This is a genomic window from Streptomyces phaeochromogenes (assembly GCF_001418655.1).
Classification (GTDB): Bacteria; Actinomycetota; Actinomycetes; order Streptomycetales; family Streptomycetaceae; genus Streptomyces; species Streptomyces phaeochromogenes.
The window spans coordinates 1-11,837 of record NZ_LIQZ01000228.1; the positions used below are offsets into that span (position 1 = coordinate 1).

The following is an 11,837-nucleotide window of genomic DNA, read 5'->3' on the forward strand; positions in this document are numbered from 1 at the left end:
CGGGACGCCTGTCAGGGGGACAGCGGCGGGCCGCTGGTCGCCCAGGGGCGGCTGATCGGCCTCGTGTCGTGGGGGAGCGGCTGTGGGCGGGCCGGCAGCCCCGGTGTCTACACGCGGGTCTCGGAGGTCGTCAGGACCCTCGGAGAGGGCCGCTGAAGGCCCTTCTGCGGCCCTGGGAGGCGTGAGCCGTCTCACGGCCTCAGAGAGCACGAGCGCGGGCGGCCACCCCTGGATAGGAGCGGCCGCCCGGTCACCGGCCTGTGCCGGAGATGGCTCGTCGTCTGCGCGAAGTGTCAGTGCTCTTCGTCGTTGGCGCTTGCCGGGGCGGCAGTCAACCGCTCCGTCTCGTCCTGTATCTCAGCGGCGATCTTCTTGAGTTCCGGCTCGAACTTGCGCCCATGGTGGGCACAGAAGAGCAGCTCACCACCGCTGAGGAGGACGACGCGCAGATATGCCTGGGCGCCGCAACGGTCGCAGCGGTCAGCGGCCGTCAGCGGGCTCGCGGGGGTCAGAACAGTAGTCACGTCGCCTCTTCTCTAGCTCGACGAGCTGTCGTACCAGGGTCAACATCCAACCAGGCCGAAAACGTTCCCGCTCGTGGCTCTTCCTCGAAAAAAATCTTTCCGAGTCGGCTGTCTGCTGCCGGTTGGCGGCGAATGAGCCGTATTGCGTGTCTTCGTGTCTTACGGGTTCGCGCTCTGTCAGGTTCAGTCCTCACCGGCTGGCTTGCCGGTTGTTCTTGAGGACGTGCCCGGAGCCTAAATGGTTCATGCCTGGAAGGGAACGTGATATGTACTTCACTCCAACGAGGGATCGAACAAGCATGCGACGCTGGTCTAGTCTGAGTTTCGGACGAGGGTGGCGTTACAACGGCTCTACCAGGCCTCGGTACCCTCGGAGCGGCGACCGAAGCCGGGCCCTTACCCAAAAGGGCCACATCTGAAATTCAGCGAGGAGCGAACCGCGTGACCGCCGAGACGTCCGTGCCGTCCACAGCGCTGCTGACCGGAGCAGACCGGGACGGTTCCAACTACACCGCGCGGCACCTGCTCGTCCTCGAGGGGCTCGAGGCCGTGCGGAAGCGCCCGGGCATGTACATCGGGTCGACCGACAGCCGCGGCCTGATGCACTGCCTGTGGGAGATCATCGACAACTCCGTGGACGAGGCTCTCGGAGGCTACTGCGACCACATCGACGTGACCCTTCACGACGACGGCTCGGTCGAGGTGCGCGACAACGGCCGGGGCATCCCGGTCGACGTCGAGCCCAAGACCGGCATGTCCGGTGTCGAGGTCGTGATGACCAAGCTGCACGCCGGAGGCAAGTTCGGCGGCGGCTCGTACGCGGCCTCCGGCGGCCTGCACGGCGTGGGCGCCTCCGTGGTGAACGCGCTCTCGGCCCGCCTGGACGTCCAGGTGGACCGCGGAGGCCACACCCACGAGGTGAGCTTCCGGCGCGGCACCCCTGGAGCGTTCAAGGGGGACGGGGCCGACGCCGCGTTCGACGCGTCGGCCGGGCTGCGCAAGCTCAAGAGGGTCCCCAAGACCCGCACCGGCACCCGCGTGCGCTACTGGGCAGACCGGCAGATCTTCCTCAAGGACGCGAAGCTCTCCCTGGACCACCTGCACCAGCGCGCCCGGCAGACCGCCTTCCTGGTGCCCGGCCTGACCATCGTCGTCCGCGACGAGTTCGGGCTCGGTGAGGGCGGCAGCAAGGGTGAGGAGTCCTTCCGCTTCGACGGCGGCATCAGCGAGTTCTGCGAGTACCTGGCCAGCGACAAGCCCGTCTGCGATGTCCTCCGCTTCTCCGGGCAGGGCACCTTCAAGGAGACGGTCCCGGTCCTGGACGACCACGGGCAGATGACGCCCACCGAGGTCACCCGGGAGCTGGGCGTCGACGTGGCGATGCGGTGGGGCACGGGCTACGACACGACCCTCAAGTCGTACGTGAACATCATCGCCACACCCAAGGGCGGCACCCATGTCGCGGGCTTCGAGCAGGCCGTCGCGAAGACGATGAACGAGGTGCTGCGCACCAAGAAGCTGCTGCGCGTCGCCGAGGACGACATCGTCAAGGACGATGCTCTGGAAGGCCTCACGGCTGTCGTCACGGTCCGTCTCGCCGAACCGCAGTTCGAGGGCCAGACCAAGGAGGTCCTCGGCACCTCGGCGGCCCGCCGGATCGTGACGAACGTGGTCTCCAAGGAGCTCAAGGACTTCCTGACCTCCACGAAGCGGGATGCCGCCGCGCAGGCCCGGGTCGTCATGGAGAAGGCCGTCTCCGCCGCCCGTACGCGCATCGCGGCCCGTCAGCACAAGGACGCGCAGCGCAGGAAGACGGCCCTGGAGTCCTCCTCGCTGCCGGCCAAGCTCGCCGACTGCCGCAGCGACGACGTGGACCGCAGCGAGCTGTTCATCGTCGAGGGAGACTCCGCGCTCGGCACGGCCAAGCTCGCCCGGAACTCCGAGTTCCAGGCGCTGCTGCCGATCCGTGGAAAGATCCTCAACGTCCAGAAGGCGTCCGTCACGGACATGCTGAAGAACGCCGAGTGCGGCGCGATCATCCAGGTCATAGGAGCCGGGTCGGGCCGGACCTTCGACATCGACGCCGCGCGCTACGGGAAGATCATTCTCCTCGTCGACGCCGATGTCGACGGCGCGCACATCCGCATCCTGCTGCTGACGCTCTTCCAGCGCTACATGCGGCCGATGGTCGAGGCCGGGCGGGTGTTCGCGGCGGTGCCGCCGCTGCACCGCATCGAGCTCAGCCAGCCCAAGAAGGGCCAGGACAAGTACATCTACACGTACTCGGACCGCGAGCTGCGAGAGACCGTGCTGGAGCTCCAGCGCAAGAACGTGCGCTACAAGGACTCGATCCAGCGTTACAAGGGCCTCGGCGAGATGGACGCCGACCAGCTGGCCGAGACGACCATGGACCCGCGCTTCCGTACGCTGCGCCGGATCAACATCTCCGACCTGGAGGCCTCCGAGCAGGTGTTCGACCTGCTGATGGGCAACGACGTCGCCCCGCGCAAGGAGTTCATCTCCAGCTCCGCGGCGACGCTGGACCGCTCGCGCATCGACGCGTAGAGGGTCGCGCAGCCGGCTTGGCCGAGTGAGCCCGTCGGGACCGCGAGAGGTCCCGACGGGCGTCGGGTCGGGAGACCGGCCCGGAGACATCTCTGAGGGTGTCCGTGAGGGCGTCTCCACCCGCGGGTGGAGACGGGGCGCCTGAGGGATCCACCCATGATCCACCCTGGCTCCGATCTGCCGACCTGCCCGTTTCCGTAGCGTCGAAGGCGTCGACAGCGCCCGCTGCCGGCACCCGCCCTTCCCCGCACACGGAGGCCGCGATGTCCAGGCTTGTCGATGTCTTGGTGATCATCGCCGTTGTCGTCCTGGTGATCGCCCGCCAGTTCCGCACCCGTCGGATAGCGACGGACAGGAGCTGGTGGGTCGTGCCGGCGGTCCTGGTCTTCCTGGCCCTGCGCGAACCGGGTCTGCTCGACCCCGACCACCGGACACTGTCGGCCCTCCTGCTCGGTACCGAACTCCTCATAGGCCTGGCCACCGGCGTCGGCTGGGCCTGGACCACCCGGATCTGGAGGACACCGGACGGCGCGGTGTGGAGCCGGAGCAGCAAGGCCAGTGGCCTCGTCTGGACCGTCGGGATCGCCCTGCGGGCGGGCTTGTTCGGCCTCGGTGCCGCCCTCGGCCTGCACCAGGACAGTTCCGCCCTGCTCCTCGCACTCGCGGTGACGCTGCTGGTGCGCTCCGGGATCATGGTCCGGAGGGCGCAGACACTGCCCTCGGCGAGCGGGCAGAGCGCGGCGTACGGTGACGGCATGCCCCAGCCCTCGCGGAAGGAGCGTGTATGACGGAGAACGTCTGGACGCTCTGGCCTTCCCGCGAGGCGCTCTCCCGAATGGGAGTGCACAGGGCGCGGCGTGCTCTCGCCGGGGCCGGGCGCACCTTCGCCGTAGGCATCCTCCTCGCGACGACCTTCATCCACAGCGACCTGCACGGCTGGGGTGTCGCAGGGGCTGTTCTGGGAGTCCTTGTCGGTGGACTCGGGATCTGGGGCTTCTGGAGGGTCACGCTCGAACATCGCCTGCTTCCCTCCTTGGGGTTGCTCGTGCTGCTCTTCGCCATCGCGACGGTGGCAGAGAGCGCGGGGCTGCGGGTTCCTGCCCTCGTCGTGTGGTGCGTCTGCGCCGTCAGCGCCATGGAACGACTGCCGCTCGCGGCGGCCCTGCCCGCGAGCGCCGTGGCTCTGGGTACGTACGCGGCAGTGAACAACGACGCCTGGCTGACCACCCTGGCGACGACCGTGGGGCTTGCTCTGGCCGGATACGTGCTGCGGCTGGACGCGGAGGCCAGGGGCAGCGCCCAGCGGCTTCTCGCCCAGGAGCGGGCCGCACGGGCGGCCGAGGCGGAGTCGGCGGCGCTCGCGGAGCGGGCCCGGATCGCACGGGAGATCCATGACGTGCTGGCGCACAGCCTCTCGGCGCAACTCGTGCACTTGGAGGCGGCACGGCTGATGATCGAGAGGGGAGCGGAGCGGGACCAGATCCTCGATCGGGTCGTGGCGGCACGGGGAATGGCCCGCGAAGGCCTCGCCGAGACCCGGCAGGCACTCTCCGCGCTGCGCGGAGAGATGTCCCCGCTGGAGGAGTTCCTGAGCGAACTGGTCGCCGACACCGCCGGAGCCGATGTCACCGTCACGGGTGAACGGCGCCTGTTGCCGGCCGAGGCGTCGCAGGCGGTGCGCAGGGTCGCCCAGGAAGCGCTGACGAACGTCCGGAAGCACGCGCCTGGGGCAAAGATCCGCATACGCCTGGACTACGGCGAGCACGAAGTGATGTTGAACGTAAGGGATTCGGGAGCGCCGCCGGGCGAATTCACACACTCGGGCGCCGGATACGGTCTGCTCGGAATGCGGGAGCGGGCCGAGCTGCTGGGCGGCTCGCTGGAGGCCGGGCCGTACGAGGAGGGGTTCGTGGTGATGCTGAAGGTGCCCGTATGACGGAGGAGGAGGGCGGGGCACCGGCCCGTGTCGTCGTGGCGGACGATCAGACCGTGGTGCGCGAGGGCATCGTGATGCTGCTCGGGCTGCTGTCGGGGATCGAGGTCGTCGGGGCCGCCGCCGACGGGCACGAGGCCGTGCGGCTGGTGGCCGAGCTCGATCCGGACGTCGTGCTGATGGACCTGCGCATGCCCCGCTGCGACGGGGTGGAGGCGACCAGACGCATCCGGGCCGAACACCCCAGGACACAGGTCGTCGTGCTCACCACGTACGCCGACGACGCCTCGCTGTTCCCCGCACTCAGAGCCGGGGCCCGCGGCTATCTCACCAAGGACGCGGGCGGCGACGAGATCGTACGGGCCGTGCGGAGCGTGCTGTCCGGGGACGCCGGGCTCTCGCCGAGCATTCAACGGCGGCTGCTGGAGCGGCTGTCCGAGCCGGAGTCCGCCGTTCCCGCGGAGGGCGCCGAGACTCCGGACGGGCTCACCGCGCGGGAGACGGAGGTGCTCGTGCTGATCGCCGACGGTCTGACCAACCAGGAGATCGCCCGCAAGCTCCATGTCTCGACGGCCACCGTGAAGACCCACATCAACAACCTGTTCGCCAAGACGGGGCTCAAGGACCGTGCGCAGGCGGTCCGTTACGCCTTCGGGAAGGGACTTGTGCGGCCACCAGGGGGGTGAGTCACCTGATGGGGTGAAGAGCGCGGAGAGAAGAGTCTGGGATCTTCCCGATCTGTCCATCCTTGGGCACGCGGCCGAAACGGGCAGCGGACAAGGAGAGTTCGGTGGAGAAGTACGACGGTCCCGACTCCGGAAAGGTCCGGTTCGACGACCCCTGGTACGACGCGCTCGCCTCCGGCTGGGGCGAGTTGGACAGCACGGGTGCGCCCGCTCCCACCGTGCCGCCCGCGCGCGGGGAGCAGGCGGACCGGACCGCCCGTGCGGCCGACGTCTATCTGGAGGTGCAGCGCAGCGCGGCCTTCCAGGAGGTGCGCAGCCGGTACCGGAGGTTCGTGGTCCCGGCCGTCGCCGTCTTCTTCACCTGGTACGTCGGCTATGTGGTGACGGCGACGACGGCTCCGGAATTCATGGCGCGGCCCGTCGCCGGCGCGGTGAACGTGGCGATGGTCGCGGGGCTGGGGCAGTTCCTCACGACGTTCCTGTTCACCTGGGCGTACGCACGGCACGCCCGGCTGCGCAGAGACCGGGCCGCACTCGATCTGCGCTGGGACACACAGGAGCTGACGCGAAGCGTCGCGGGTGGTGACCGGTGACCGGGAACCATCAGACGCTGGCGCTGCTGCTGTTCAGCGTGTTCGTCGCGGTCACCCTGGGGATCACGACCTGGGTGAGCCGCCACCGGCATGGTTCGGCGGAGGAGTTCTACGCGGGCGGACGGCTCTTCTCGCCCATGGAGAATGGTTTTGCCATCGCGGGTGACTACATGTCCGCCGCGTCCTTCCTCGGTATCTCGGGGCTGATCGCGCTCTTCGGCTACGACGGGCTGCTGTACTCCGTCGGTTTTCTCGTCGCCTGGCTCGTCGTGCTGTTCCTCGTCGCCGAACTGGTGCGCAACTGCGGGCGGTTCACACTCGCGGACGTCGTCGCGGCCCGGATGAGCGAGCGACCGGTGCGGATCGCGGCGGGAACCTCCTCGGTGACCGTGTCCGTTCTGTACCTGGTGGCGCAGATGGTGGGCGCGGGCAGCCTCGTCGCGCTGCTGCTGGGCGGTACGAGTGAGGCGGCGCAGGCCTGGACGGTCATCGGCGTCGGGGCGCTGATGGTCATCTACGTGTCGATGGGAGGGATGCGGGCCACCACGTGGATCCAGATCGTCAAAGCGGTCCTGCTGATGGGCGGGACGATCGCGCTGACCGTGCTCGTCCTGATGCGGTTCCACGGGGACTTCGACCAGTTGCTGCGTACGGCGGCGGATCGCAGTGGGCACGGGAAGTCGTTCCTCGCGCCGGGGCTGAGGTACGGCGGGGACTGGACCGCGCGCCTGGACTTCATCAGCCTGGGACTCGCGCTCGTGCTGGGCACGGCCGGGCTGCCGCACATCCTGTCGCGCTTCTACACCGTGCCGACCGCGCGAGCCGCCCGGCGTTCGGTCGTCTGGGCGATCGGTCTGATCGGCGGGTTCTACCTGATGACGATCGTGCTGGGGTTCGGGGCGGCGGCGATCGTCGGCCCCGATGCCGTACGCGGGTCGAACGCGGCCGGGAACACGGCGGTTCCGCTGCTGGCGCTCGATCTGGGCGGCGGCGCCGGTTCCACCGGAGGAACGGTTCTGTTCGCGATCGTCGCCGCGATCGCCTTCGCCACGATTCTCGCGGTGGTCGCCGGAATCACGCTCGCCTCCTCGGCGTCCGTTGCCCACGACCTGTACGCGTCGCTGCGACGACGGCGTGCGAAGCCGCGCAGCGAGGTGGCCGTGGCGCGGACCGCCGCGGTCGGTATCGGCGTCGTCGCCATCGCGCTGGGCCTGCTGGCGCGCGACCTCAACGTGGCTTTCCTGGTGGGGCTTGCCTTCGCCGTCGCCGCGTCGGCGAATCTGCCGGTGCTGCTGTACTCGCTGTTCTGGCGGAACTTCACGACGCGCGGCGCGGTGTGGTCCGTGTACGGAGGCCTGGTGCCGGCCCTGGTGCTCGTCGTGCTGTCTCCGGTGGTGACAGGCAGCCCCGCGTCGCTGTTCCCGGGAGTCGACTTCCAGTACTTCCCGCTGGAGAACCCGGGCCTGGTGTCGATCCCGCTCGGCTTCCTGGCGGGCTGGCTCGGCACGGTCACCTCGGCGGAGCCGCCGGACGAGGCCAAGCACGCCGAAACCGAGGTACGGGCGCTCACGGGGGCGGGAGCGGTCTGAACGGCAGGGTGACGGCGGTCCGGTGGGACAACCCTCACTGTGAGGCCTGCAAGGCCTGTGAGGCCCGTACAGCGGGCCTGTAGAGCTCACCCGCTCAAGGCGCGACCCACGCATAGCGGTGTTCCGGACGCCCTGTGTCCCCGTACTTCAGTGAGAGCCGAAGACGGCCCGCCTGTTCCAGGTGGCGGAGGTAGCGCTGGGCGGTGGAGCGGCTGAGGCCCGTTTCGGCGGCGACCTCGTGGGCCGAGAGGGGGTGGTCGGCCTGGTGGAGGACGGTGCAGATCAGGTCCGTGGTCGGCTCCGAGTGGCCGGTGGGCGGACCCGGCGAGGACGGGGCGGGCGTCGTACGCAGGGCGCCGAACATGCGGTCGACCTGTTCCTGCCCCGCGACGCCCTGGTCGCTGACTCTGTCGACGGTGCGGCGCAGCGCGGCGTACGACTCGAGCCGCGTTCGCAGCGCTGCGAACGTGAAGGGCTTGACCAGGTAGTGCAGGGCGCCCAGACGCATCGCGGCCCGTACGGTCTCCACGTCGCCGGCTGCGGTGATCATGATGACGTCCGCGCCCATGCCCAGTTCCCGCATCTGATGCACGAGTTCGAGGCCCGTCCGGTCGGGCAGATAGTGGTCGAGCAGGATCAGGTCGACGGGCTCCCGGCCCGCCGCGTCCAGGGCCTGGGCGGCGCTGTGCGCACGGGCGGCCACCCGGAAGCCGGGAACCTTCCCCACGAATTTGGCGTTGATTTCGGCGACACGGAAGTCGTCGTCCACGACCAGGACGTCAATCATCGGGCCTCTCCCCCCGAGCCGGGCGAGCGGTGAGCCCGTGCTGTCGGCCCCAGTGTTGTGGAGTGAGCAGAAAGAGCACAACACCCTTCTGTAATCAGAAGAACGCTTTGCGCACACAAGACTGATGCCGTGGTGCGGGCCACGGCTACGGTCGCGGGGCATGAGCGCAGACACCGGCCCCGCCATCGCGCTGCGAGGCGTGCGCAAGGTCTTCACAGCCCCGCCGGGGGAACTGCACACGGCCGTCATCGGACTCGATCCGACCGTGGGAGGCTGCGTGTTCACGGCTGTCGTGGCCCCCACAGGCCGAGGCAGGCCGACCACACCGACCCTCGTCAGCGGTCTCGAAGAACTTATGGAGTGCGAAGCCGTGGTGCCGGACGAACCGCTCGACCTGCCGGAGGGCACGCGCGACTCGGCCTCCTTCGGTGCCCGCACCCTCAATGAGTCCGTCGCCCACGCGGACACGGGCGTCGTCTTGACGGCGGGTCCCGCCATGGTGAAAACCGAGGGCACCAAGACGGCTCGTACGGTCCCGCGCTCGCGAGCCGCCCGCGGAAGCAGGGCCGTTGTCGCCGGCCCCCGCCTGCTGCCCCTGTCCGCCGACGCGCGGTCCCTGGGATCGAGTGGCCGTCGGGTGATGCTCCAGGAGGGGTTGCCCACGTTGGCCGAGCGCCGAATCTCCGCGTGGACGCCCTTGTAGACCGAGAGCCGAACGTAGACCGAGAGCCGAACTCCCTTCCCAGGGCACGCGCAGGCCCAAATGCCCCTCCTAGGTCACCGTTTTGTTGAGTGCCTCCCCAGGAGGCGCATTTCGCAGACAGCCCTCTCCAGGACACCGGTTTCCTTCGGCACCGGTCTCTTGGCGGAGCGGCCGGTTCCCCCGTCACCGGCCGCTCCGAGGCACCCGTTTTCCCGCACCGCCTTCTTCACAAGGACGTGAACGAACATGCCCAAGACCCTCAGACACGGGTCGCTGGCAGCCGCCGGCCTGCTGGTCCTCTCCTCGCTCACCGCGTGCGCCAACGACGTGGCCGGATCAGCCGCCGCCGACGAGGCGGGTGGCAAGGGAGTGAAGGTCAAGATCATGGTCGGCGGCCTGGACAAGGTCATCTACCTGCCTGCGATGCTCACCCAGCGGCTCGGCTACTTCGAGGACGAGGGCCTCGACGTGGAGCTGCTGGGCGAGCACGCCGGTGTGGAGGCCGAGACCGCACTCGTCTCCGGGGAGGTGCAAGGAGCCGTCGGCTTCTACGACCACACCCTCGATCTGCAGGTCAAGGGCGAGGACGTCCAGTCGGTGGTGCAGTTCTCGCACGCGCCCGGTGAGGTCCAGATCGTCTCCGACAAGGCGGCGACCGAGATCAGTTCACCGGAGGACTTCAAGGGCAAGAGGCTCGGCGTCACCGGCCTCGGCTCCTCGACCGACTTCCTCACCAAGTATCTCGCCGTCAAGAACGGTGTGTCCGTCAGCGAGTTCAAGACCGTCCCGGTCGGCGCGGGACAGAGCTTCATATCCGCGCTCAAGAAGGGTTCCATCGACGGCGGCATGACGACCGACCCGACCGTCGCCACGATCCTGGCGGAGAACAGCGGCAAGGTGCTCCTCGACATGCGCACCCCCGAGGGTTCCGACGACGCGCTCGGCGGCGCGTACCCGTCGTCCAGCCTCTACATGCAGACGGACTGGGTCGACGACAACAAGAAGACGGTCCAGAAGCTGGCCAACGCCTTCGTGAAGACCCTCAAGTGGATGGCCAGCCACAGCGCCACTGAGATCGCCGACGAGATGCCGGACGACTACTCGAAGGGCAACGGGACGCTCTACGCCAGCGCGATCCAGAGCACCATGCCGATGTTCACCCAGGACGGTGTGATGCCCGAGGACGGTCCCAAGACCGTCGAGAAGGTCCTCAAGGCGTTCAACCCCGACATCAAGAACGCCGACGTGGACCTCAGCAAGACGTACACCACGGAGTTCGTGGACAAGGTCGAGGACTGACCTGCCCCCGACCAGACCCGCGGTCTCCCCAGGCCGCGGGCCGAGCTCCTGTGCACGGCTGAACTCCCCTGACAGCCGTACACAGGCGGGTACGGTCGCTTCCCCCGTACCGCGGCCGTGTCCTCAGGCGCGGGTCGCCCAGACGTAACGGTGCTCCGGGCGGCCCGCGTCACCGTATTTGAGGGTCAGCGTGGCCCGTCCCGTGCGCTCCAGGAGCTTCAGATAGCGCTGGGCGGTCTGGCGGCTGAGTCCGGTCCGGTCGGCGATCTCCTGGGCCGACAGAGGCCCTTCCGCGGTCACCAGCGCCCGGCGTACGGCCTCGGCGGTGGTGGGGGAGTGCCCTTTGGGCAGACCGGGCTCCGAGCCCGCGGACAGGGCACCGAAGATCCGGTCGACCTCCGCCTGTTCGGCCTCGCCGCCGCCGTCGAGGGTGCGGCGCAGGTCCGCGTACGCCTCCAGCTTGGCGCGCAGGCCGGCGAAGGCGAACGGTTTCACCAGGTACTGGAGCGCACCCTGTCGCATCGCCGCCTGGACCGTGGAGACGTCACGGGCCGCGGTCACCATGATCACGTCGGCCTGGTGGCCGCGTCTGCGCATCTCCTGGACGACCGCGAGGCCCGTCTCGTCCGGCAGATAGTGGTCGAGGAGCACCAGGTCCAGCCGGGGCAGGGCCTCCAGCTTCTGCAGTGCCTCCGCCGCGGAGTGCGCCTCGCCCGCGACATGGAAGCCGGCGACCTTCTCCACGTAGGCGACGTTGACCCGGGCGACCCGGATGTCGTCGTCCACGACCAGTACCTCGATCATCGCGACTCCTCGTTGACGGTCGTGGCGGCACTCTTCAGTACGAGGCCGGGCGCGGGCGCGGGCTCCGGCGCGAGTCCCGGCTCCGCCAGTGCCTCCGGCAGCACGATGGTGAACTCGGCGCCTCCGCCGTCCGCCTCCGAGACCCGGGCGCTGCCACCCTGCCGCTCGGCGAGCCTGTGCACCAGGGAGAGGCCGATTCCGCGCTTCCGGTGGGCCGGGGGCTTCTTCGTGGACCACCCGTCCGTGAAGATCAACTCACGCTGTTCGGCAGGAATTCCAGGACCCGTGTCCCGCACCCTCAGGACGGCCGTACGCCCTTCCGCGCGCAATTCGACCTCCACGCGCGCGTGGAGG

General features: G+C 69.0%; 13 protein-coding genes. 9 read left to right on the forward strand and 4 right to left on the reverse strand.

The genetic code is table 11. The features are described from left to right. On the forward strand, positions 1-156 hold a 156-nt coding region (locus tag AOK17_RS28765), incomplete at its 5' end, for a trypsin-like serine protease (RefSeq protein ID WP_157881414.1). 137 nt (positions 157-293) lie between these two features. Here AOK17_RS28765 and AOK17_RS28770 read toward each other — a convergent pair. Beyond that, on the reverse strand, positions 294-524 hold the full coding sequence (locus AOK17_RS28770; RefSeq protein ID WP_055513118.1) for a DUF7455 domain-containing protein: 231 nt from the start codon (positions 522-524) through the stop codon (positions 294-296). A gap of 441 nt (positions 525-965) precedes the next feature. Between AOK17_RS28770 and AOK17_RS28775 the strand changes: the two genes are divergently transcribed. The 6 genes from AOK17_RS28775 (at position 966) to AOK17_RS28800 (ending at position 7,890) form a co-directional block, all read left to right on the forward strand. After that, positions 966-3,089, forward strand: coding sequence for a DNA gyrase/topoisomerase IV subunit B (locus AOK17_RS28775; RefSeq protein WP_055615482.1), 2,124 nt, complete (start codon positions 966-968; stop codon positions 3,087-3,089). Between the two features lie 263 nt (positions 3,090-3,352). Then, a complete protein-coding gene (locus AOK17_RS28780) occupies positions 3,353-3,877 on the forward strand; it encodes a DUF1453 family protein (protein ID WP_055615483.1) in 525 nt (174 codons plus the stop codon). Then, a complete protein-coding gene (locus AOK17_RS28785) occupies positions 3,874-5,025 on the forward strand; it encodes a sensor histidine kinase (protein ID WP_055615484.1) in 1,152 nt (383 codons plus the stop codon). The genes AOK17_RS28780 and AOK17_RS28785 overlap by 4 nt, the downstream gene beginning before the upstream one ends. Beyond that, positions 5,022-5,708 (forward strand): response regulator transcription factor, encoded by a 687-nt coding sequence (locus AOK17_RS28790; RefSeq protein ID WP_055615485.1) that lies wholly within the window; start codon positions 5,022-5,024, stop codon positions 5,706-5,708. Before AOK17_RS28785 ends, AOK17_RS28790 begins: the two co-directional genes overlap by 4 nt. Positions 5,709-5,812: 104 nt before the next feature. Continuing rightward, a complete protein-coding gene (locus AOK17_RS28795; protein WP_055615486.1) occupies positions 5,813-6,301 on the forward strand; it encodes a DUF485 domain-containing protein in 489 nt (162 codons plus the stop codon). Further along, positions 6,298-7,890 carry a solute symporter family protein gene (locus AOK17_RS28800; protein WP_055615487.1) on the forward strand — a complete coding sequence of 531 codons (1,593 nt, stop codon included), beginning with the start codon at positions 6,298-6,300 and terminating at the stop codon, positions 7,888-7,890. The genes AOK17_RS28795 and AOK17_RS28800 overlap by 4 nt, the downstream gene beginning before the upstream one ends. 94 nt (positions 7,891-7,984) lie before the next feature. Here AOK17_RS28800 and AOK17_RS28805 read toward each other — a convergent pair whose 3' ends face one another. After that, positions 7,985-8,677 carry a response regulator gene (locus AOK17_RS28805; RefSeq protein WP_055615488.1) on the reverse strand — a complete coding sequence of 231 codons (693 nt, stop codon included), beginning with the start codon at positions 8,675-8,677 and terminating at the stop codon, positions 7,985-7,987. 160 nt (positions 8,678-8,837) lie between these two features. Between AOK17_RS28805 and AOK17_RS28810 the strand changes: the two genes are divergently transcribed. Both AOK17_RS28810 and AOK17_RS28815 read left to right on the forward strand, forming a co-directional pair. Continuing rightward, on the forward strand, positions 8,838-9,380 hold the full coding sequence (locus AOK17_RS28810) for a hypothetical protein (protein WP_055615489.1): 543 nt from the start codon (positions 8,838-8,840) through the stop codon (positions 9,378-9,380). Positions 9,381-9,626: 246 nt separating this feature from the next. Continuing rightward, the gene (locus tag AOK17_RS28815; RefSeq protein ID WP_055615490.1) at positions 9,627-10,679 is read left to right on the forward strand and encodes an ABC transporter substrate-binding protein; all 1,053 of its coding nucleotides are present in this window, start codon (positions 9,627-9,629) and stop codon (positions 10,677-10,679) included. A gap of 123 nt (positions 10,680-10,802) precedes the next feature. Here the strand turns inward: AOK17_RS28815 and AOK17_RS28820 are convergent, their stop codons facing one another. Beyond that, positions 10,803-11,483 (reverse strand): response regulator, encoded by a 681-nt coding sequence (locus tag AOK17_RS28820; RefSeq protein ID WP_055615491.1) that lies wholly within the window; start codon positions 11,481-11,483, stop codon positions 10,803-10,805. Then, a partial coding sequence (locus AOK17_RS28825) for an ATP-binding protein (protein WP_245697426.1) occupies positions 11,480-11,837 on the reverse strand: 358 nt, incomplete at its 5' end. The genes AOK17_RS28825 and AOK17_RS28820, both read right to left, overlap by 4 nt.